The following is a 20,956-nucleotide window of genomic DNA, read 5'->3' on the forward strand; positions in this document are numbered from 1 at the left end:
TGCGGAGGAGCGGCGCATGAGCACGGCCGGCGACGGTCAAGTCGGTCGCATCCCGTCGGGCCGGTTCCGCGAGCTGGGCCCGATCAACTGGGTGCTCGCGAAGCTGGGCGCGCGCACGGTCCGGGCGCCGGAGTTTCATCTGTTCACCACCCTGGGTCAGCGTCAATTGCTGTTCTGGGCCTGGGCGATTTACGGCGCCCGGCTATTACGGGGGCGCCTGCCCACGATCGATACCGAACTGGTGATCCTGCGGGTCGGGCATCTGCGTGCGTGCGAATACGAACTGCAGCATCATCGCCGGCTGGCGCGCAAAGCCGGGCTCGACATAAACCTGCAGGCCGCGATTTTCGCGTGGCCGGACGCCGGTCCCGCGGACCAACTGAGCGAACGTCAGCGGGCGCTGCTGGCGGCGACGGACGAGTTCGTCAGGGATCGCACGATCACCGACGGCACCTGGCAGCGGCTGGCATCTCACCTGGATCGGCGGCAGCTGATCGAATTCTGCTTGCTGGCAAGCCAATACGACGGGCTCGCCGCGACGATGTCCGCGCTCGAGATTCCGCTGGACAACCCGCGCTAGTGTCCTGAGTCATTCATTGCGCGTTCCCCCGCGATCTCTTTGAGCGCCGCCTTCTCAAGCTCCGCATCGACCAATAGCCGCTTCAGGGTTGCATTCTCACGCTCGCAATCTTCGAGCCTCTTGGCGTCCTCGGTCTTCAGCCTGCGTGGGACGCACAACCCCCCAAGCACGGTGTCACTGATTTGCTGAATCATGGCGGCCCCCCCGATCGGACCTTCGGGATTCCACCACTTGGTGAGCCAGTTGCAGGCCCCAATCATGGCCATGGCGGCCACATGGGGGTCGACAGTGCTTCGGAAGGTGCCGTCCACGACTGCAGCCGCCATCACACCTTCCACCAGGCGGATGTATTCGCGGTCGCGCTCGTGCCAGTCCTCGGCGAGATTCGACATGGCGATCTCGTGCAGGTAGACGGCGGCGAAGTCGTAGATGTCGATGATGACGCCAATGTGGAGTGTGATGAGTGCACGGACCTTCTGTTCCGAGGTCTCATCGGAGGCGGCGATGACACCTGCTTCCCGCACGATGCGTTCGGTGGGAATCCGAATCACAGCGGTAAGGAGGTCCTCTTTGGTGCTGATGTAGTTGTAGAGGCTCCCTTTAAGCATGCCGACGTTGTCAGCGATCTCCTCCAGCGTCGCCTGGGCAAATCCGCGCTGGCGGAATACCTTGGCTGCGGATGCAACCACATCTTCCCATCGGTTCGGTCTGGCCATCCATCGTCTTCTCTCGGCACCTTCGCGCCCTTAACCGTCAGCGTCAGTCCGCGCAACGCTCATCGAAACCAAACAGAGATTTGCTCTTCAGCATAGCAGGCGGCCGATTGACATTCCAATAATGGCCAAACTATGGTTTGTTTAAATACCGACGCGGACCGGTCCCAAGGAGGCAAAGCGTGGTCGAGGTGCACATCGTCGAGGCGCTGCGCACTCCGATGGGCCGCAAGCGTGGCAGTCTCAGTGACGTGCACCCGGTCGACATCGGTGCCTATGTCCTCGGCGGTCTGATCGAGCGCGCCGGCGTGGACCCGGGTCGGGTGGACGACGTCATCTTCGGCTGCATCGGACAGATAGGACCGCAGTCCGCGAACCTGGCCCGTTACTGCTGGCTTGCCGCCGGACTCCCCGAGCATGTGCCGGCAGTCACGATTGACCGTCAGTGTGGTTCGTCGCAGCAGGCGGTTCATTTCGCAGCCCAGGGCATCCTGGCAGGCAGTTACGAGATCGCCATCGCGGGTGGCGTCGAATCAATGAACACGGTGCCGTTGAATTCCAACTTCGAGTGGGGGCCCAGGCTGGGCATGGGTCTGCCCGCCGAGGCCAAGCAGTGGGTCAAGCGTTACGGAGCTGAGCCCGTCCACCAGTTCACTGCGGGCGATCTGATCGCCCGCCACTGGAACCTCGACCGCGAATCCATGGACCGGTTTGCGGTCGAGAGCCATCACAGGGCGGCGGCCGCACGGGACCAGGGCCGCTTCGATAATCAGATCCTGCCCATCGAGGGCTTCGAGCGGGACGAGACCATTCGTCCGGACACCTCGATGGAGGCGGTCGCCGGTCTCAAGCCCATCCGTGAGGGCAGCCGGCTCACCATCGGCACCGCCAGCCAGATCGCCGACGGCGGATCCGCCGTCCTGCTTGCGTCCGGGGACGCGGTCCGGCGGCTCGGCCTGCGCTCGATGGGAATCATCCGTGGCATGACAGTCGTGGGAAGCGATCCGAAACTTATGTTGACCGGCCCGATCCCGGCCACTCGACAACTTCTGGACAAGGCCGGTCTCACGATAGATGACATCGACTTGTTCGAGGTGAACGAGGCGTTCGCCGCCGTCGTACTCGCGTGGGCTATCGAGACCGGCGCCGGCCTGGACCGCACGAATGTCAACGGAGGTGCGATCGCTCTTGGACACGCGCTCGGCTCCACCGGGACACGTTTGTTGACGACTCTGCTCCACGAACTCGCCCGAAGCGGCGGACGGTACGGAGTCGAGACGATCTGCGAGGGGGGCGGCCTGGCCAACGCGACGCTGATCGAGCGCGTGGCGTGAGAAGACGACGGCACCGACGGTGACACGAACCGGTCGGGGCGTGCCGCGTTTCAATCGGAATCTAAGACCTATCCGCCTTCTCGTTGCGTAGGTCGACACTCAGTGCCGGTACGAAGGCCCTGGCCGGCTTGTTCGTCTCGAACCGGTAGTCGCTGAGCGGGAAAGTTCTGCTCGCTCGCCTCGACTGTCGCCCTGACGTGGGGCGGATAGCAGTGACGTCTCCGTGTTGATCGAAGTAGTAGCTGTTGGCAGCGGCGCAATTGTTGGTGAACCAAAGTGACGTGGCGATCTTGCTTGCGACGCCTCGATGGTAGCGCTCGGTTGCTTCTCGGGTCACCTCGACTGCCGTCGCGCCACGCCGGTGTGCTTCTTGCAGGACGCGGACGATGTGACGACCACCGTTTTCGACCATCACGTGGTAGGCGCCGCCGGTTCCCCCGTACGGTCCATAGATCATGAAATGGTTGGGCAGGCCGGGCATCGTGATCGACTCGTAGGCTTGGTAGCGCTCGCGTTCGAAGTAGTCGGCGAGGTTGAACCCGCTACGCCCGACCACGGGTGAACGGCGGTATACCTCGGGTGTAAACGCCATGTGAAAACCCGTCGCAAGGACAATCGCGTCGACCGGACGTTCCAGACCGTCGAGGGTGCGGATGCCCTCGGGCGTGATCTGTTCGATCGTGTCCGTCACCAGATCGACGTTGTCCCGTTCGAACGCCGCAAGATAAGTGTTGCTGAAGCTCGGTCGCTTACACGCGAAGCCATAGTCCGGCGTCAGTCGTCGGCGCAGGACCGGATCGCGGACCGATCTTTCTAGATGATCACGTGCCGCGCGTTCGATGCGATGGGCGAACCACGGTGCCTTGGCGTGGTGGACCGGCAGCTTGATGGTGAACAGCTCCGAGAACATGGTGGCGATGCGATTGCCGAGCCGCGCCGCCCAGGGTGCCCGACCGAACAGTTCCTTCAGCCACGGTGGAATGTCCGGATCAAATTTCTTCAGCACCCAGATCGGAGTGCGCTGGTAGACATCCAGGTGGGCGACCCGCGGCGCGATGGCCGGCACGATCTGCAGTGCGCTCGCACCCGTCCCGACCACCGCGACCCGCTTGCCGGCGATGTCGTAGTTCTCATCCCACGTGGTCGAGTGCATGACCTTGCCGCGGAATTCGCCGATACCCTTGATATCGGCCGGCTTGGGCTCCGGGAAAACCCCGATCGCGCTGACCACGTACCGGGCAGTTATCTCCTGGGTCCCGTTGAGGACCACGCGCCAAACATGCTCCTGCTCGTCCCAGGTCCGCGATGAGACCGCCGTGTGCAGCTCGATGTGCGGCTGCAGACCATGCCGGTCGACCAAACCGCGTAGGTACTCCCTGACCTCCCCTCCAGGCGCGAATACCCGCGACCAGCCCGGATTGGGCTCGAAGCTGAACTGGTAGGCCATTGCGGGGATGTCGACCGCGACCCCCGGATATCTGTTCGAATGCCATACGCCGCCGACTCCGTCGGCACGGTCGACGATCTTGAAGTCGGTTATTCCCGCGTCGCGCAATGCTATGCCGACGCCGATTCCTCCGATTCCCGCTCCGATGACGAGGATTTCGAGGTCAGGTGTCATTTGGCCACGCGCCTTTGAACGAACCGACCTAGGGCATCGATAGCTTCCTGCGCTTCTGTAAGTTGGTGTGCAAACAATTGGTATACGTGCACCATTTCGTAGGCGACCTCCAGGTCCACGCTGACCCCGGCGCCGCGCGCCCGCTCGGCGACCCTGACAGCATCGGCCAACAAAATGTCACTGGTGCCGACCTGAACGAGAAGCGGCGGCAGACCCGTCAGGTCGCCGAACAGCGGCGAGGCACGGACGTCGTGCGGATCGGCCCCAGCCAGGTAGCCCGTAACCATTTGCTCCGCTGCCTCCGGCGAGCTGACCGGATCGGCTCCGGCAAACAACTCGATCGTGTCGCCTGACAGGGTGAGATCGGCGAACGGGGACAGTAACACGCCGCACGCTGGGAGCGGGTCACCCGCGTCACGCAAACCGATCAGCGCAGCCAGGGCCAGGCCGCCGCCCGCCGAATCACCGGCCAGCGCAAGGCGATCCGGTTCGACGCCGCGGTCAAGGAGCGCGTGGTAGGCACCGAGAACGTCGTCGTAGGCCGCGGGGAACGGTCGCTCCGGTGCGAGCGAGTAGTCCAGCAGGAGGACGCGGGCGCGAGCGGCTCGGGCAATCCGAGCTCCGAGATCAGCGTAGCCCACTGAAGAACCCAACATGAATCCGCCACCATGCAGGTACAACACGGTCGTCGGCCCGGACTCCGCCACCTCGATTTGTCTGCCGGGCACCCCGCCGACCACAACGTCGTTCACGACGACGTCAGGCCCCGGCGGCGGAAGCATCCGGTCGAACCCCTGGCGCATCCCGGCAAGGTCGACACCGTCTCCATGCCATGACCCGTAGGCGGCTGTGGCTATGGCATTCACCCGCATTGACACCACGGAGATCACTTCCCTCGTCCAGATCGCCCACCGCGCATCGACCGCGGGCTCGAACGGTCGGTGTGCTTATGTCCGCGCACGGGGAGTAAGCAAACCATAGTTTGTTCACGCGCGGCAAGGGCGACACCACGCTTTACCAGCCGTGCGTTTGCTTAAGTAAGACATCTCTGTAGTTAGTTGACTCTATGTTTGATTAAAAGCTACCGTGCCCGCAGACGCTCACCCTGAGCGGCCCAGTCAAGGGAGGACAGCGCATCCATGCCTGCTTCACCCACCCGCAAGAGCGCCGCCCCGGCACCGGACCCGCGGCCGGTCGTGCTGGTCCGCGGTGATTTCGCCGTCGTGGCGGGCAGCCGCTGCGTCGCGTGCGGATATCCCGGAATCGAGCCGGTCGAGGCCTGCCCGGTTTGCCGTGCGCAGGTGAGCCGGGCCGAGTTCGGACCCGCAGGCACCGTGTTCGCCGCAACCATCCTGCGTATCGCTCTGCCCGAACGTCCGCCGCCTTACGGCCTCGCCTATGTGGATCTCGACGGCGGTCCCCGAATCTTGGCCCATGGCTATGCCGACCGCGACACGTGCAGACCGTTGGCGCCCGGGGACCGAGTCCGGCTAACCGGGCGGACCGCTCTTGGCGACCCATTTGTCGAGCTCGAGGCGCCGCTATGAGAGTGGCGGTATGGGGCGTTGGCACCACATCATTCGGTAAGCAGCCGGGCCGGTCAACGCCCTCACTGGTACGCGAGGCGGTGCGCGAGGCCTTCGCCGATGCCGGCGTCACCGGAGTGGACGCGGTCTACGCCGGCACCGTATTCGGGGCACCCGGGTCGACACAGCGCGCACTGCACACCATGGGCATCATCGACCTTCCGATCGTCACCGTTGAGAACGCCTGCGCCAGCGGCACGACAGCGTTCCACGAGGCGGCTCAGGCCGTTTCGACCGGGCGCTACAAGCGGGTACTAGCGCTTGGCTTTGAGACCATGACGACCCAGTTCGCGACGGCGATCGTTCCGGAGTACACCGACCGCGAAGGCCGGACCGGCCTGGCGATGCCGGGGATCTACGCGATGGCCGCCAGCCGCTACGTCGCGGAGTTCGGCGTCACCCCGGACCAACTCGCGGCCGTCGCGGTCAAGAACCGCCGCCACGGCACCGCAAACCCCAGGGCACAGCACAGCAATGTGGTCACCACCCAGGACGTCCTGGCCTCGCGCATGATCGCCGACCCGTTGACCCTGATGCAGTGCTGCTCGATCTCCGACGCCGCGGCTGCGGCGGTTATCGGACCCCCCAGGCACAACCGGGAGGTGCTGCTGCGCGGAAGCGCGTCGTGTTCCGGCGGACTCTGGGACCACCGCTCCACCCGCGTGTGGGGATGGAACCTGATCAACCGGACCGCCGAGCTGGCCTACCAGGCCGCCGGGATCGCGCCTGAGGACGCGGACCTGTTCGAAGTGCATGACGCGTTCACCATCGGAGAGATCGTCACGGTAGAAGCCCTGGGTCTCGCGAAGCTCGGTGACGGGGCCCGGTTGGCCGTCGACGGCACCAGCGCCCTCGGCGGTCGCTACCCGGTGAACCCCTCTGGCGGCTTGCTGGCCAGAGGCCACCCGCTCGGCGCCACCGGGCTTGCTCAGGTTGCGGAGGCGGTCTGGCAGTTGCGCGGCCGGGCTGGGGGCCGCCAGGTCGACGGGGCCCGGCTCGCTGTCGTCGAAACTTTGGGCGGCGGCGCCGCCGGCATAGACGGCAACGGGTGCGTCGTTGCGATTTTGGAAGGGGCTCGACCGACGTGATCACCAGGGTGGATGACAACCTGCTCGCCCCAGCGAACGTGGCCGATCCGTACCCGGTGCTCGCACAACTCCTGGCAGAGGGTCCCGTTCGATGGAGCAACGCTCACGATGCCTGGATGGTGCTCGGCCACGCGAGCCTGATTCAGGCGCTGCGAGACGAGCGCCTGTCGTCCGACCGGGTCATGCCTGTGTTCGAGACCCAGCTGTCACCCGAGGCCAGGCAGCAGCGGGCCCCCACTTTTGAGGTCCTCCGGCATTGGATGGTGTTCAACGACCCGCCGAACCACACACGACTGCGCGCGCTGGTCAGCCGGGCCTTCAACCCAGGCTCAATCGAGCGCTTGAAGCCGAGGATCGAGCAGATAGTCGCCGACACCCTCGACGACCTGCAGGGCCGGGACACCGTCGACCTCATCCGCGACTTCGCTTTTCCCATCCCGGCCATCGTGATCGCCGAGTTGCTCGGCGTCCCCACCGCGGATCGCGACCTGTTCAAGAAATGGTCCGACTGCATCATGATATTGGTGTTCGGCGGATCCACTACCGTCGACCGACGTGAACGCGGCCAAGATGGCCTGCTCGAACTGGGTGCTTACCTGCGGTCACGTATCGCGGACGCCCGCTCCGGCTGCGCGGACAATCTGCTGGGCAGGCTGGCGACCGCCCAGCACGGTGACGACACCCTGACCGAGGACGAAATCGTCGCCACCTGCACACTGCTCCTGTTCGCCGGACACGAGACGACAACCAACCTGATCGGAAACGGCACCCGCGCCTTGCTGGAGCATCCCGCCGAGCTGGTCCGTTTCCGAACCGACCCGGGCATCGCCCGGAGCGCCATCGAGGAGATCCTGCGCTTCGACGGCCCCTCGAAGGTGCAGGTCCGCCGAGTCGCGCAACCCGTGAGCTTGGGCGGATGCCAGATGCAAGAAGGCCAGCAGGTCCTGCTGCTTCAAGCCGCCGCCAACCGAGATCCCGACCAGTTCGACAACCCCACCGTGTTCGATCTCACGCGTTACCCGAACCGCCATGTCGGCTTTGGCTTCGGCCCGCACCACTGCCTGGGCGCATCGCTCGCCCGGGTCGAAGGCATGATCGCGCTCCGAAGGCTCTTCGAGCGATTCCCGGCGCTGGCGCCCGCGAGCCCCGATCCCACGTGGCATCCTGTGCTCATCAGCCGAGGCATGTCCTCCTACCGGGTCAGCCTCGGCTCCCCCAGATAAGCACTGACGGAGATGCGCAAAACACAGGTGTGAGGACGGGATTGATGCCTGCTGTGAGGATTCGTCAGCGGCCCCTGTATGGGGCAGTCACGCGTCGACCACTGCCGCCCACTCCGCCGGCTTCCTCTGCAGAAAGGCGGCGGGGATGATCGTACCCAGGACCAGTGCGCCGGCCACCAGTAACGATCATGTAGGTATGCGAAAAGTGTTGCGCCACAGTTCCTGCGAAGGCTAGGACGGATTTCTGCCGCATGTTCCCGCGATCCGGAGCGGCTTGGCGTCCGGCGGTCCGTCTGTGAATTGATGCCGGTTGAGGCTGGCGCGTCCGTACGCGACCTTGGCAGTGATCTGTTCGGCGGCGGCTTTCCAGATGAAGGGTCTGGGGTCGCGCTTCCAGTGCGCCGCCCAGCTTGTGATCGCTTCGGACAGATTGGCAACGCTGGATGAATATCCCGCAGCGCAGCCGTTTGTCAGTCAGTTCTCTGAACCACCGCCCGACGACGTTGAGCCATGGACTGACGTGGGTTTGAAGTGCAGTACCAGCGTTGACGATCCTTGTGCGCCAACCATTTCTGGATCTCAGGGTTAGCTATAGGTAGGCGTCGGCGAGGACGGCCAACGTCAGGACCACGGGAAGCACCGGCAGGCCGAAGGCGAACGCGGCCCAGGCCCGCTTACGGCGCCGTCGGTGCCACACGCCCCACATTGCTGCGCAGATCCCCAGCACCGCCGATCCCAGTAACACCAGCGGCCCCCACTGGCCCACCGTCGCGTTGTCCCCGCTCGAAATGGCCAGCAACCACACGACATAACCGGTCGCCAGGCCACCGAGGGCACCCGCGAGGGTCTGAGGGGTGAGGTGGCGAATCATCTTCCGGCTCAGAAATTGATCATGTGTCCGGTCAGGCCGTGGAAGCATTCCTGTAACGCCTCGGACATGGTCGGGTGGGTGTGCACGTTGCGGGCCAGCTCGGTGGCGGTCAGGTCCCACTTCTGCGCCAGGGTCAGCTCGGGCAGCAGCTCGGACACGTCGTGGCCGATCAGGTGCCCGCCCAGCAGTTCGAGGTGTTTCGCGTCGGCGATCAGCTTGACGAAGCCGCTGGGGTCACCCAGGCCGTGCGCCTTGCCGTTGGCGGTGAACGGGAACTTGGCCACCACGACGTCGTGGCCTTCGTCGCGCGCCTGCTGCTCGGTCAGCCCGAAGCTGGCGACCTGGGGCTGGCAGAACGTCGCCCGTGGCAGCATCCGATAGTCACCGAGGGCCAAAGTCTCCGCGCCGGCGATGGTTTCGGCCGCCACCACGCCCATGGCCTCGGCGACGTGGGCGAGCATCAGCTTCCCGGTGACGTCACCGATGGCGTAGATGTGCTGAACGCTGGTGATCATGTAGTCGTTGATCCCGATGGCCTTGCGGTCGGTCAGCGCGACCCCGGTCTTCTCCAGTCCAAAGCCCTCGACGTTGGGCGCAAAACCGATGGCCTGCAACACCTTCGCGGCCTTGAGCTCTTGCGTGTCGCCGTCCTTGCCGACGACCACCGTCACTTGCGAACCGTTGTCGGAGATGGACTCCACCTTCGTTCCGGTGAGGATCTTGATACCCAGCTTCTTGAACTGCTTCTCGATCTCCTTGGAGACGTCGGCGTCCTCGTTGGGCAGCGCGCGCGGCAAGAACTCCACGATGGTCACGTCGACGCCGTAGTTCTTCAGGACGTAGCCGAACTCCATGCCGATCGCGCCGGCGCCGGCGATGACGATCGAGTCGGGTAGTTCCCGGGACAGGATCTGCTCCTCGTAGGTGACCACGTTGGCCGACAGGGACGTGCCGGGGACCAGGCGGGTGCTGCTGCCGGTGGCGATGATGGCGTTGTCGAAGGTGACGGTTTCGGTGCCGCCCTCGTTGAGCTCGACCGAGATGGTGTTGGCGTCGGTGAACCGGCCGTAGCCGTGGATTTCGGTGATCTTGTTCTTCTTCATCAGGAAGTGCACGCCGGCGACGCGGCCCTCGGCCACCTTGCGGCTGCGGTCGAAGGCGATCCCGTAGTCGAAGGTCGCCTCGCCGCTGATGCCAAAGGTCTTGGCCTCTTTGGTGAAGATATGCGCGAGTTCGGCATTGCGCAGCAGCGCCTTGGACGGAATGCAGCCGACGTTGAGGCAGACTCCGCCCCAGTACTTCGGCTCGATGACCGCGGTATTGAGGCCCAGTTGCGCGGCGCGAATGGCTGCGACATATCCGCCGGGACCGGCTCCGAGGACGACGACGTCATAGTGAGAAGTCACGAGCCCACCCTAGTGGGCGCCGGCTCGCAGGTGGCCGCCCGGGCGAGGCGTCAATACGGAATGACGCCGATGAGACAGTGGCCCACCCGCTCGCAGTAGTAATAGCCGTACAGGGGTGCCGCTCCGGCCACCGCGGCGAACGGCCCGGACAGCACCGCCACCGACAGCGCGGAGAGCAGCGGCCTGCCGTGGGCCATCGCGAGCAGCACGCCGCCGACGGTGCACATCACCACGTAGACCAGCACCGCGAACAGCGCCGGGGTCTTGTCGATCGAGTCGTACCACCACGAGAACAGGCCCAGCCCGACCACGGCCGCCGCGGCCCACCCACCGAGGAGCACCAGGGCCAACTTCCACCACTTGACGTAGAGGTAGCGACCGGGGACGGTGACCGACTGCACCGGGCCGGCGTGCCCGGCTGGCTCCTGGCCCTCCTCCTGGCCGGGCTCGGCCGGCTCGGGCTCGGTTGCCGCGGGCCGCTTGCCGGTGTCCCCGTCCGCGTCAGAGTCGAAATCGGGAACCCACGACTGGGTGCCGGTGTCCTCGGCATCGTGGGAGTCGGAGTCGGAGAAATCCGGTACGAACGCCTGGGTTCCGGAGCTCGAGGCGTCGTCCTTGTCGTCACGCACCGGCGGTCACCCGCAACGCGACGAGCACACCGAACCAGCCCGGCGCCAGCGCCAGGATGAACGCCCCCAGCGCGGTGACCCAGCGGCGCCCGGAGAACAGGATCATCGTCAGCCCGATGACGCTGGGGATGCCCACCACCGACGCAATCGCGACGTCCGGGCGGACGCTGGCGTGGATCGCCACGGTGTACGCCACGCACGCCAGTGCCCCGACCGCGCTTCCGATCAGCATGGCGCCGGCCAGTAACCAGGGACGGGGCAGGGGAATCACTTTCTCGACTGTACTGCGGTTACCGGTGTGGACGGCAGGTCGCGACGCCCGCGTCGGCCACCACCGGACCTCGCGTCGCGGGGCGTTCACCACGCTCGTAATCGGCGCCGGTGATCACCCGCGCGGCGACCAGGGACGCCTGTTCCGCTGGGGCGAAGACGCGGCCGCGGGACAGGAACCGCACACCGTCGGGTGCTTCCAGGCTGAACCCGCCTCCGCGACCGGGCACCACGTCGATCACCAACTGGGTGTGCTTGTCGCGATAGTGGGCCGCGTATTGCGGGCCCGAAATCCACACCGGCACCCCGTCGGGCCCGACGTCGAGCACCCCCAGCAGGACGTCGCGATCGCCGACGAGGAAGTCGCCGAGCGGGTAGCACATCGGCGACGACCCGTCGCAGCAGCCGCCGGACTGGTGGAACATCACCGGTCCGTGAGTCGCCTGCAGCCGCGTCAGCACCTCGGCGGCCGGGGCGGTGATGGCTAGTCCTGGTGGGGGCCCGGCCGGCGACCCCATCAGAAGAACCCTTGCGCCTTCTCGGAATAGGACACCAGCATGTTCTTGGTCTGCTGATAGTGGTCCAGCATCATCTTGTGGTTCTCCCGGCCGATGCCGGACTGCTTGTAGCCGCCGAACGCCGCGTGGGCGGGATAGACGTGATAGCAGTTCACCCACACCCGGCCGGCCTGGATGTCGCGCCCGGCCCGGTAGGCGGTGTTGCCGTCGCGGCTCCACACCCCCGCGCCCAGGCCGTAGAGGGTGTCGTTGGCGATCGATATGGCGTCGTCGTAATCGGAGAACGACGTCACCGCCACCACCGGCCCGAAGATCTCCTCCTGGAAGACCCGCATCTTGTTGTCGCCGCCCAAGATGGTGGGCTGCATGTAGAAGCCGCCGGACAGGTCGCCGCCGAGCTCGGCGCGTTCGCCGCCGGTGATCACCTTGGCGCCCTCGTCCTTGCCGATTTCGATGTAGGACAACACTTTTTCGAGCTGGTCGTTGGACGCCTGCGAACCCAGCATGGTCTCGGAGTCCAGCGGATCGCCCTGGCGGACCGCCTTGGTGCGGATGGCGGCCAGCTCCAGGAACTCGTCGTAGATGTCGGCCTGGACCAGGCTGCGCGACGGGCAGGTGCACACCTCGCCCTGGTTGAGGGCGAACATCGTGAAGCCCTCCAGCGCCTTGTCCTGATAGTCATCGGCCTTGGCCATCACGTCGGAGAAGAAGACGTTGGGGTTCTTGCCCCCGAGTTCCAGGGTGACCGGGATCAGGTTCTGCGACGCGTACTGCATGATCAGTCGCCCGGTGGTGGTCTCCCCGGTGAACGCGATCTTGGCGATCCGGTCGCTCGACGCCAGCGGCTTACCGGCCTCGGCACCGAATCCGTTGACGACGTTGAGCACCCCGGGCGGCAACAGATCACCGATCAGCGACATCAGGTAGAGCACCGAAACCGGTGTCTGCTCAGCGGGTTTGAGCACCACCGCGTTGCCGGCCGCCAGTGCGGGCGCCAGTTTCCAGGCGCCCATCAGGATGGGGAAGTTCCACGGGATGATCTGCCCGACCACGCCGAGCGGCTCGTGGAAGTGGTAGGCGACGGTGTCCTCGTCGATCTGGCTCAGCGAGCCCTCTTGGGCGCGCAGCGCCGCGGCGAAATACCGGAAATGGTCTGCCGCCAAGGGAATGTCGGCGGCCAGCGCCTCGCGGATCGGCTTGCCGTTGTCCCAGACCTCGGCCACCGCCAGCGCGGCGGTGTGCTCGTCGATGCGGTCGGCGATCTTGTGCAGGATCGCGGCCCGCTCGGCCGGCGCCGTCTTGCCCCACGCCGGAGCGGCCGCGTGGGCGGCGTCGAGCGCGTTGGCGACGTCGGCCTCATCCGAGCGGGCCACCTCGCAGAACGTCTGGCCGGTGACCGGTGTCGGGTTCTCGAAGTAGCGCCCCCGCGCCGGCGGAACCCACTGGCCCCCGATGAAGTTCTCGTAGCGGGACTCATATGACATCAACGCCCCGGCAGAACCCGGACGTGCGAAAACGGTCATCTGCTCGGCTCCTCGTTCGGCTGTGTAATACACCTCACACTACCGCCGGAGCCACAATGGCTTCCATGACGTCGCAAGCCCGCACCGACCCGCAAGCCAACGAAGACCCTTACCTGTGGCTCGAGGACGTCACCGGTGACGAAGCGCTGGATTGGGTGCGGGCGCATAACGAGCCGACGCTGGCGCGCTTCCGCGACGCCGGCTTCGAGCGGATGCGCACCGAGGCGCTCGAGGTGCTCGACACCGACGCCCGCATCCCCTATGTCGTGCGGCGCGGCGAGTACCTCTACAACTTCTGGCGCGACGCCGCCAACCCCCGCGGGCTGTGGCGGCGCACCACGCTGGACAGTTACCGCACCGACAACCCCGAGTGGGACGTGCTGATCGATGTCGACGAGCTGGGCGCAGCCGACGGCGAGAAATGGGTGTGGGCCGGCGCCGGCGTCATCCACCCTGAGTACACCCGCGCGCTGATCAGCCTCTCCCGCGGCGGTTCGGACGCCTCCATCGTGCGCGAATTCGACATGATCACACGGGAATTCGTTGCCGACGGGTTCGATCTCGACGAAGCCAAGTCGCAGGTCAGCTGGGAAGATCCCGACACCGTGCTGGTCGGCACCGACTTCGGCGCCGACACGCTCACCGATTCCGGCTATCCGCGGCTGGTCAAACGGTGGCGCCGGGGCACACCCCTGGCCGACGCCGAGACGGTCTTCGAGGGCGCCCGCTCCGACGTGAACGTGGTGGCAAGCACCAGCCGGATCCCCGGCTTCGAACGCACCCTGATCGGCCGGGGCCTGGACTTCTGGAACGAAGAACTCTACGAGCTGCGCGGCGCGGAACTCATCCGCATCGACACCCCCACCGACGCCAGCGTGAGCCTGCACCGCGAGTGGCTTCTGGTCGAGTTGCGCAGCGAGTGGTTCATGGGGGACACCAGCTATGGCTCCGGGTCGCTGCTGGCCGCCAAGTACGAGGAATTCCTTTCCGGCACAGCGCAATTGCAGGTCGTCTTCGAACCCGACGAGCACACCGCGCTCAACCACTACGCGTGGACCCGCGACCGGCTGCTGATCGTCTCGCTGGTCGACGTGGCCAGCCGCGTCGAGATCGTCACGCCGCCTTCGCGTGACGACCCGCTGCGCCCGGCTCCGCCGCGCTTGCGATCGTCACGGGGCAGCTGGCGACGCGAACCGGTTGCCGGGATCCCGGCCGCGACCAACACGGTCGTCGTTTCCGCCGACGACACCGGCGACGAGTTCTTCCTGGATTCCAGCGGATTCGACTCACCGTCACGGCTGATGCGGGGCACCGACGACGGGAACCTCGAGCAGCTCAAGTCCGCGCCGGTATTCTTCGATGCCGAAAACATCTCGGTGGCACAGAATTTCGTGAGGTCGCGGGACGGCACACCGATCCCCTACTTCGTCGTGCGGCCCGGCGGGTCGGCGGCATCCGACGGGCCGGCGCCCACCCTGCTCTACGGCTACGGCGGATTCGAATCGTCGAACACGCCGGGTTACAGCGGCGTGCTGGGCCGGCTGTGGCTGGCCCGCGGCGGCACGTATGTGTTGGCCAACATTCGCGGCGGCGGCGAATACGGCCCCGGCTGGCACACCCAGGCGATACGCGAGGGCCGGCACAAGGTGGCCGAGGACTTCGCCGCCGTGGCAACCGATTTGGTGGATCGCGGCATCACCACGGTCGAGCAGCTGGGGGCGCAGGGCGGTAGCAACGGCGGCCTGCTGATGGGTGTCATGTTGACCCGGTACCCGGAGAAATTCGGTGCGCTGGTGTGCAGCGTGCCGCTGCTGGACATGAAGCGCTATCACCTGCTGCTGGCCGGCGCCTCCTGGGTGGCCGAATACGGCGACCCGGACAATCCCGACGACTGGGAATTCATCTCCGAATACTCGCCCTACCAGAACATTTCGGCGACGCGCCATTACCCGCCGGTGCTGATGACCACCTCCACGCGCGATGACCGGGTACATCCAGGTCACGCCCGCAAAATGACGGCGGCGCTGGCGGCCGCCGGTCATCCGGTGTTCTACTACGAGAACATCGAAGGCGGCCACGCCGGCGCGGCCGACAACGAGCAGGTCGCGTTCAAGTCGGCGCTGACCTACTCCTTCCTTTGGCAGATGCTCGGCGGCAAGCAGTCATAAGATCAACGACGTGTCAGCGCAACGCATCGAACTCACCCTGTTGGCGACCGGGTTGATCTTCATCCTGGTTTCGGCGGCGCAGGCGCGCTATCGCTTCATCAACGACCGTCGCGCCGGCCGGCGGTTTTACTGGGCGACCTCGTTCATCGGCATCGTCTGCTTTGCGTTCGGGACCGGCCAGCTCTGGCCCAACGGCATCCTCGCGGCGGCGATCTTTTCGGCCCTCGTCGCCTTTTCCGCCTACCTGACGACGCCGTATCTGAAGATCGGCGAGCGAATCTACGCATCCTCGCCGGAAAACCGGCAGCCCGACCCCTAAGTTTGGGCCATGCCCAAAACCGACTTCGAGACGCTGCTGTACACCACGGCCGGCCCGGTTGCCACCCTCACGCTGAACCGGCCGGAGCAGCTCAACACCATCGTGCCGCCCATGCCCGACGAGATCGAGGCGGCCATCGGCCTGGCCGAGCGCGACCCGGCCGTCAAGGTCATCGTGCTGCGCGGCGCGGGCCGGGCCTTCTCCGGCGGCTACGACTTCGGCGGCGGGTTCGCCCACTGGGGTGATTCCATGATGACCGACGGGAAGTGGGATCCCGGCAAGGACTTCGCGATGGTCAGCGCCCGCGCGACCGGGCCGACGCAGAAGTTCATGGCCATCTGGCGGGCATCCAAACCGGTGATCGCCCAGGTGCACGGCTGGTGCGTGGGCGGGGCCAGCGACTACGCGCTATGCGCGGACCTCGTCATCGCCAGCGAAGACGCCGTGATCGGCACCCCCTACAGCAGGATGTGGGGTGCGTATCTGACCGGGATGTGGCTCTACCGGCTGAGCCTGGCCAAGGTGAAGTGGCACTCGCTGACCGGCCGGCCGCTGACCGGCGCGCAGGCCGCCGAGATCGAGTTGATCAACGAGGCGGTGCCCTTCGAGCGGCTGGAAGCGCGGGTGGCCGAGATCGCGGCCGAACTGGCGCAAATCCCCCTGTCGCAGCTGCAGGCGCAGAAGCTGATCGTCAACCAGGCCTACGAGAACATGGGCCTGGCCTCCACCCAGACGCTGGGCGGCATCCTCGACGGCCTGATGCGCAATACGCCCGATGCCCTGGCCTTCATCAAGATCGCCGAGACCGAGGGCGTGCGGGCCGCCGTCGAGCGCCGCGACGGCCCATTCGGGGACTACAGCCAGGCCCCGCCGGAGCTGCGGCCGGACCCCACGCACGTCATCGTCCCTGATCGGGACTGATACTGAGATGGGCTAGCGATCCCTGGCAGTGACCTGGGAAATGTCCGCGGCGGGCCAAAAAGTGTTACCGTAATTGCTATGTCTCGGCTGAGTGCTGGCCTGCGTGCAGGCGCCGCGTTTGTTGCTCTGGGGATTACCGCTGCGATCTTCCCGTCGACCGCGGTAGCCGACTCCACGGAGGACTTCCCGATCCCCCGCCGGATGATCAACACCACGTGTGATGCCGAGCAGATCCTGGCGGCCTCCCGGGACACCAGCCCGGTGTACTACCAGCGCTACATGATCGACTTCAACAACCACCCCAACGTGAACCAGGCCGCCATCGACAAGGCGCACTGGTTCTACGCGTTGTCGCCGCAGGACCGCCGGAACTACTCCGAGAACTTCTATGCGCCGCAGGCCGACCCGCTGTGGTTGGCGTGGCCCAACCACATGAAGATCTTCTTCAACAACAAGGGCGTGGTCGCCAAGGCGACCGACATCTGCAACCAGTACCCGCCCGGCGACATGTCGGTGTGGAACTGGTCGTAAGCCGCACGGCCGCCTGACGGCCCGCGAATGTACGGGTCAGTAACGCAGCGCTGACGCCGCCGCGCAGCCGTCACGCCGGCGCAACCTCGACACTCACGCGCCACGCAAGATCAGCGCGGCTGTACCAATCCGCCCGCCGGGTGCTTCTCGACGTCGTTGCGGATCAGCTCGCGCACGGCGGGACGCGGTCCGTATGGCCGCAGCATGGTGCTGGCCGGCCGTGGTCGCACGTGCTGCGGCCACCAGAACCAGCGCCCGAACAGGGTGGCCAGCGACGGTGTCATGAACGACCGCACGATCAAGGTGTCGAACAGCAGACCCAGTGCGATCGTCGTACCCACCTGGGCCATCACCAGCAGCGGGCTGAACATGAACGTGGCCATCGTGGCGGCGAACACCAGACCGGCGGAGGTCACCACCGAGCCCGAACCGGCCATCGCGCGGATCGTCCCGGTTTTGAGCCCGGCGTGGATTTCCTCTTTGAACCGCGATATCAGCAGCAGGTTGTAGTCCGAGCCGACCGCCAGCAGCAGGATGACCGCCATCGCCAGCACCATCCAGTGCAACTTCAAACCCAGGATGTACTGCCATAAGAGCACGGAGAGTCCGAATGAGGCGCCCAGCGACAGCAACACCGTACCGACGATCACCACGGCCGCCACGACGCTTCGGGTGATCACCAGCATGATGACGAAAATCAAAGTGGCCGCGGCGATTCCGGCGATCATCAGGTCGATGTTGGAGCCGTCGTGCATGTCCTTGTACGTCGCGGCGGTGCCGCCGAGGTAGACCTTGGCGCCCTCCCAGGGGGTGCCCTTGATGGCCTCGTGCACGGCCTGCTTGATCGGTTCGATGTGCTTGATGCCTTCGGGAGTCGCCGGGTCGCCTTCATGGGAAATGATCAGCCGGACGGCGTGCCCGTTCGGCGATATGAACTGTTTGAGACCGCGCGCGAAATCCGGGCTCTTGAAGGCCTCCGGCGGAAGGTAGAACGTGTCGTCGTTCTTCGCTTTGTCGAAGGCGTCGCCTTGCGCAGTGGCGTTGTCGGACTGCGCTTTCGCCTGATCGTTGAGACCCTTTGTGATCGCATAGTTCGACATGATGGTGTCGAGGTTGCGCTGCTGGCTCTCGATCTGCGGCGGTATCAGCGCCACCAGCTTGGGCTGGATCTGATCCAGCTTGTCCAGATTCGCGCTCAGGTTCACGATGTTCTCGGCCACCTGGTCGATGCCGTCGAGCGCGTTGAAGACCGACCGGATTGCCCAGCACACCGGGATGTCGTAGCAGTGCTTCTCCCAGTAGAAGTAGCTACGGACCGGCCGAAGGAAGTCATCGAAGTTCGCGATGTCGTCGCGCAACCTCTCGGTGATCTGCACGGTTTCCTTGGTGAGCTTGGTGGTTTCGTGCGTGGTGTTGCTCAGATCCTGGGTGACCTGCATCTGTTCATGCAGAGTCGCCATCGTTTTCTTGAGCTCGTCCGCCTGGTTCAGCAGGTTTTTCGCCTGCTCTTCCTGATAGTGCTGCGTCTGGATCCGCCCTGCGGCCTGTGCACCCATCTGAAAACCGAGGGTGCTGTGGTCGAGCGGCGTGCCCAGCGGCCGGGTGATGGTCTGCACCCGGCCGATACCGGGGATGTGGAAGACCGCCTTGGCGATCTTGTCCAGGACCAGGAAATCGGCCGGGTTACGCAAGTCGTGATCGGTCTCGATCATCAACAGCTCAGGATTGAGCCGAGCCTGGTCGAAGTGCCGGTCCGCGGCGGCATAACCCACATTGGCCGGGGTGTCCGCGGGCAGGAAGTGGCGGTTGTCGTAGTCCGTCTTGTAACCGGGCAGGGCGAGCAGACCAACCAACGCGACCGCGATGGTCACCGCGAGAACCGGTGCGGGCCAGCGGACGACCGCGGTGCCCATCCGACGCCAGCCCCGGGTCTGGAGCATGCGCTTCGGATCCATGAGCTTGAAGAACGAAGCCACCGTCAGTATCGCCGGAGCCAGCGTCAAAGCCGCCAACACCGCGACCAGCATGCCGACCGCACACGGCACCCCCAGCGACTGGAAATACGGCAGCCGGCAGAAGCTCAGGCAGTACATCGCGCCGGCGATGGTCAGGCCCGATCCCAGCACGACATGCGCGGTGCTGTGGAACATGGTGTAGAACGCTTGTTCGCGGGTCTCGCCCAGACCACGGGCCTCGTGATAGCGGCCGACCACGAAGATCGCGTAATCCGTCCCGGCGGCGATCGCCATAAGCACCAGCATGTTGTTGGCGAACGTCGACAGCCCCATGACGCCGTAGTTACCGAGCGTCGCGACAACACCGCGGGCCGCTGCCAGCTCGACGAACACCATGGCCAGCATGATCAGAACGGTGACCACCGACCGGTACACGAACAGCAGCATCACCACGATCACCAAAAAAGTGACGAGCGTGACCTTCGCGACGCCCTTCTCACCCGCGTGGGACTGATCGGCGAACAGCGGGCCCGCGCCCGTGACGTATGCCTTGATTCCCGGCGGCGCGGGCACCGAGTCCACGATCTTGCGGACGGCCGCGGCAGACTCGTTCGCCAGCCCGCCGCCCATGTTGCCGGCGAGGTAAACCTGGACGTACGCGGCCTTTTGATCGTGGCTCTGGGAGCCCGCCGCCGTCAGCGGATCACTCCAGAAATCCTGGACATGCTGAACGTGGTTCTTGTCTTGCTCGACGCGCCTGACGATCTCGTCGTAGTAGCGGTGCGCTTCGGTCCCGAGTGGCTTGTCGCCCTCCAGCAAGATCATGGCCGAGTTGTCGGAGTTGAACTCTTTGAACGTCGATCCGACCCGCATCATCGACTGAAAGGAAGCCGCGTCAGTCGGACTCATCGACACCGAGTGAGTTTTGGCGACGACCTCCAGCTGCGGGGCCACGGTGTTGGTGACGAACACGATGCCCAACCACACCAGGACGATCGGCAGGGCCAGCCGATGGATCATCCGCGGCAGGAACGGCGGGATCAGCGGCTGATCGACGCGCGGCGGAGCCACGCCCGGCTCGCTCATGCGGACTTGTCCAGGCAATAGACGAAGGCGTTCACGGTTTGGTTGGCATCTGAGCGATTCGGAGTCTTGATGACGTCACCGCTCCCGTCGTGCTTGTTCACGACGAACTGGCACGCGATCCAACTGCCGTCTCCTTGCGCCACCAGGTTTGCCGGGATGCCGGGCTTCGTTGAACTCAATACTTTGCTCCAGGGCAAGGGCACGTTGAGGGCCTGCTGCGGATGGGAGTTTTCATCGAGGTAGTTGATGGTTGCCGTGCTGCCCGGTGGGCCCCAGACCTCGAGCGTGATCGTCTTGGCGTTGAACTCGTCGAGGACCTCGCCCGAGGTGCCACCACCGAACGACCCACTGTGAACGCCGAAGACGCCGTGCAATCGGTATACGACGAATCCCGACAGCGCGACCACAGCCACGATCGTGAGCACCAGCCAGGAACGGCCCAGCAACCCCTTCTTCCGGGCGCGCTGTGGGGCGACCTTGTTGCCCTCGCCGCCGCCGGAGCCCTGCTTCTTTAGCGGCTCGGTCCTTGGCTCAGTCGTTACGGGCGCTCCAAGCCCTTGCCGCGGCCCCGGGCGCTCGGACACCTCGCGACCGTTCGCACCGGTTGCAGTTCG

The 20,956-nt window shown here is 65.5% G+C and carries 20 protein-coding genes; 9 read left to right on the plus strand and 11 right to left on the minus strand.

Annotation, left to right across the window (positions count from 1 at the left end):
- Positions 1–16: 16 nt before the first annotated feature.
- A complete protein-coding gene (locus EPN51_RS01645; protein ID WP_293035297.1) occupies positions 17–580 on the plus strand; it encodes a carboxymuconolactone decarboxylase family protein in 564 nt (187 codons plus the stop codon).
- Here EPN51_RS01645 and EPN51_RS01650 read toward each other — a convergent pair.
- Positions 577–1,296, minus strand: coding sequence for a TetR/AcrR family transcriptional regulator (locus EPN51_RS01650; protein ID WP_293035299.1), 720 nt, complete (start codon positions 1,294–1,296; stop codon positions 577–579). The genes EPN51_RS01645 and EPN51_RS01650 overlap by 4 nt on opposite strands.
- A 179-nt stretch (positions 1,297–1,475) precedes the next feature.
- On the opposite strand from EPN51_RS01650, the gene EPN51_RS01655 reads away from it, so the two are divergent.
- The gene (locus EPN51_RS01655; protein WP_293035301.1) at positions 1,476–2,627 is read left to right on the plus strand and encodes an acetyl-CoA C-acyltransferase; all 1,152 of its coding nucleotides are present in this window, start codon (positions 1,476–1,478) and stop codon (positions 2,625–2,627) included.
- Positions 2,628–2,688: 61 nt separating this feature from the next.
- On the opposite strand, the gene EPN51_RS01660 is transcribed toward EPN51_RS01655, so the two are convergent.
- Positions 2,689–4,248, minus strand: a complete 1,560-nt coding sequence (locus tag EPN51_RS01660; RefSeq protein WP_293035303.1) for an NAD(P)/FAD-dependent oxidoreductase — start codon at positions 4,246–4,248, stop codon at positions 2,689–2,691.
- Positions 4,245–5,051, minus strand: coding sequence for an alpha/beta hydrolase fold domain-containing protein (locus EPN51_RS01665; protein WP_293035305.1), 807 nt, complete (start codon positions 5,049–5,051; stop codon positions 4,245–4,247). Before EPN51_RS01665 ends, EPN51_RS01660 begins: the two co-directional genes overlap by 4 nt.
- Before the next feature lie 336 nt (positions 5,052–5,387).
- On the opposite strand from EPN51_RS01665, the gene EPN51_RS01670 reads away from it, so the two are divergent.
- From EPN51_RS01670 to EPN51_RS01680, 3 genes are read left to right on the plus strand one after another with little or no spacing between them, the layout of a single operon-like run.
- Positions 5,388–5,795 carry an OB-fold domain-containing protein gene (locus EPN51_RS01670; protein ID WP_293035307.1) on the plus strand — a complete coding sequence of 136 codons (408 nt, stop codon included), beginning with the start codon at positions 5,388–5,390 and terminating at the stop codon, positions 5,793–5,795.
- The gene (locus EPN51_RS01675) at positions 5,792–6,922 is read left to right on the plus strand and encodes a thiolase family protein (protein WP_293035309.1); all 1,131 of its coding nucleotides are present in this window, start codon (positions 5,792–5,794) and stop codon (positions 6,920–6,922) included. Before EPN51_RS01670 ends, EPN51_RS01675 begins: the two co-directional genes overlap by 4 nt.
- Positions 6,919–8,145, plus strand: a complete 1,227-nt coding sequence (locus tag EPN51_RS01680; protein WP_293035311.1) for a cytochrome P450 — start codon at positions 6,919–6,921, stop codon at positions 8,143–8,145. The genes EPN51_RS01675 and EPN51_RS01680 overlap by 4 nt, the downstream gene beginning before the upstream one ends.
- 589 nt (positions 8,146–8,734) lie before the next feature.
- Here the strand turns inward: EPN51_RS01680 and EPN51_RS01685 are convergent.
- The 6 genes from EPN51_RS01685 to EPN51_RS01710 are packed head-to-tail and all read right to left on the minus strand — an operon-like array spanning position 8,735 to position 13,362.
- Positions 8,735–9,016: a hypothetical protein gene (locus tag EPN51_RS01685; protein ID WP_293035313.1), complete on the minus strand. Its 282-nt coding sequence runs from the start codon at positions 9,014–9,016 to the stop codon at positions 8,735–8,737.
- 8 nt (positions 9,017–9,024) lie between these two features.
- On the minus strand, positions 9,025–10,422 hold the full coding sequence (gene lpdA / locus EPN51_RS01690; protein WP_293035315.1) for a dihydrolipoyl dehydrogenase: 1,398 nt from the start codon (positions 10,420–10,422) through the stop codon (positions 9,025–9,027).
- A 50-nt stretch (positions 10,423–10,472) separates the two neighbouring features.
- Complete coding sequence (locus EPN51_RS01695) at positions 10,473–11,051, minus strand: hypothetical protein (RefSeq protein WP_293035317.1); 579 nt, start codon at positions 11,049–11,051, stop codon at positions 10,473–10,475.
- Positions 11,044–11,322: a putative holin gene (locus EPN51_RS01700; protein WP_293035319.1), complete on the minus strand. Its 279-nt coding sequence runs from the start codon at positions 11,320–11,322 to the stop codon at positions 11,044–11,046. The genes EPN51_RS01695 and EPN51_RS01700 overlap by 8 nt, the downstream gene beginning before the upstream one ends.
- Positions 11,323–11,341: 19 nt before the next feature.
- Positions 11,342–11,839: a DUF779 domain-containing protein gene (locus tag EPN51_RS01705; RefSeq protein WP_293035321.1), complete on the minus strand. Its 498-nt coding sequence runs from the start codon at positions 11,837–11,839 to the stop codon at positions 11,342–11,344.
- Positions 11,839–13,362: an aldehyde dehydrogenase family protein gene (locus tag EPN51_RS01710; protein ID WP_293035323.1), complete on the minus strand. Its 1,524-nt coding sequence runs from the start codon at positions 13,360–13,362 to the stop codon at positions 11,839–11,841. Before EPN51_RS01710 ends, EPN51_RS01705 begins: the two co-directional genes overlap by 1 nt.
- A gap of 65 nt (positions 13,363–13,427) precedes the next feature.
- Here EPN51_RS01710 and EPN51_RS01715 point away from each other — a divergent pair, with 65 nt between their 5' ends.
- From EPN51_RS01715 to EPN51_RS01730, 4 genes are all read left to right on the plus strand, one after another.
- A complete protein-coding gene (locus EPN51_RS01715; protein ID WP_293035325.1) occupies positions 13,428–15,530 on the plus strand; it encodes a prolyl oligopeptidase family serine peptidase in 2,103 nt (700 codons plus the stop codon).
- 10 nt (positions 15,531–15,540) lie between these two features.
- Positions 15,541–15,849, plus strand: a complete 309-nt coding sequence (locus EPN51_RS01720; protein ID WP_293035327.1) for a hypothetical protein — start codon at positions 15,541–15,543, stop codon at positions 15,847–15,849.
- Positions 15,850–15,858: 9 nt separating this feature from the next.
- A complete protein-coding gene (locus tag EPN51_RS01725; protein WP_293035329.1) occupies positions 15,859–16,770 on the plus strand; it encodes a crotonase/enoyl-CoA hydratase family protein in 912 nt (303 codons plus the stop codon).
- Between the two features lie 78 nt (positions 16,771–16,848).
- Positions 16,849–17,301, plus strand: a complete 453-nt coding sequence (locus tag EPN51_RS01730) for a DUF5078 domain-containing protein (protein WP_293035331.1) — start codon at positions 16,849–16,851, stop codon at positions 17,299–17,301.
- 110 nt (positions 17,302–17,411) lie between these two features.
- Here the strand turns inward: EPN51_RS01730 and EPN51_RS01735 are convergent, their stop codons facing one another.
- Both EPN51_RS01735 and EPN51_RS01740 read right to left on the minus strand, forming a co-directional pair.
- Complete coding sequence (locus EPN51_RS01735; RefSeq protein WP_293035333.1) at positions 17,412–20,342, minus strand: MMPL family transporter; 2,931 nt, start codon at positions 20,340–20,342, stop codon at positions 17,412–17,414.
- The gene (locus EPN51_RS01740) at positions 20,339–20,926 is read right to left on the minus strand and encodes an MmpS family transport accessory protein (protein ID WP_293035335.1); all 588 of its coding nucleotides are present in this window, start codon (positions 20,924–20,926) and stop codon (positions 20,339–20,341) included. Before EPN51_RS01740 ends, EPN51_RS01735 begins: the two co-directional genes overlap by 4 nt.
- Positions 20,927–20,956 lie beyond the last annotated feature (30 nt).

It is taken from the genome of Mycobacterium sp. (genome assembly GCF_004298145.1).
Lineage (GTDB): Bacteria > Actinomycetota > Actinomycetes > Mycobacteriales > Mycobacteriaceae > Mycobacterium.

Excerpts from the sequence above, each read along its gene's own strand:
- EPN51_RS01645 (WP_293035297.1), top strand. The coding sequence starts at position 17 with ATGAGCACGGCCGGCGACGGTCAAGTCGGTCGCATCCCGTCGGGCCGG.
- EPN51_RS01650 (WP_293035299.1), bottom strand. The coding sequence starts at position 1,296 with ATGGCCAGACCGAACCGATGGGAAGATGTGGTTGCATCCGCAGCCAAG.
- EPN51_RS01660 (WP_293035303.1), bottom strand. The coding sequence starts at position 4,248 with ATGACACCTGACCTCGAAATCCTCGTCATCGGAGCGGGAATCGGAGGA.
- EPN51_RS01665 (WP_293035305.1), bottom strand. The coding sequence starts at position 5,051 with ATGCGCCAGGGGTTCGACCGGATGCTTCCGCCGCCGGGGCCTGACGTC.
- EPN51_RS01670 (WP_293035307.1), top strand. The coding sequence starts at position 5,388 with ATGCCTGCTTCACCCACCCGCAAGAGCGCCGCCCCGGCACCGGACCCG.
- EPN51_RS01675 (WP_293035309.1), top strand. The coding sequence starts at position 5,792 with ATGAGAGTGGCGGTATGGGGCGTTGGCACCACATCATTCGGTAAGCAG.
- EPN51_RS01685 (WP_293035313.1), bottom strand. The coding sequence starts at position 9,016 with ATGATTCGCCACCTCACCCCTCAGACCCTCGCGGGTGCCCTCGGTGGC.
- EPN51_RS01705 (WP_293035321.1), bottom strand. The coding sequence starts at position 11,839 with ATGGGGTCGCCGGCCGGGCCCCCACCAGGACTAGCCATCACCGCCCCG.
- EPN51_RS01710 (WP_293035323.1), bottom strand. The coding sequence starts at position 13,362 with ATGACCGTTTTCGCACGTCCGGGTTCTGCCGGGGCGTTGATGTCATAT.
- EPN51_RS01715 (WP_293035325.1), top strand. The coding sequence starts at position 13,428 with ATGACGTCGCAAGCCCGCACCGACCCGCAAGCCAACGAAGACCCTTAC.
- EPN51_RS01725 (WP_293035329.1), top strand. The coding sequence starts at position 15,859 with ATGCCCAAAACCGACTTCGAGACGCTGCTGTACACCACGGCCGGCCCG.
- EPN51_RS01730 (WP_293035331.1), top strand. The coding sequence starts at position 16,849 with ATGTCTCGGCTGAGTGCTGGCCTGCGTGCAGGCGCCGCGTTTGTTGCT.
- EPN51_RS01735 (WP_293035333.1), bottom strand. The coding sequence starts at position 20,342 with ATGAGCGAGCCGGGCGTGGCTCCGCCGCGCGTCGATCAGCCGCTGATC.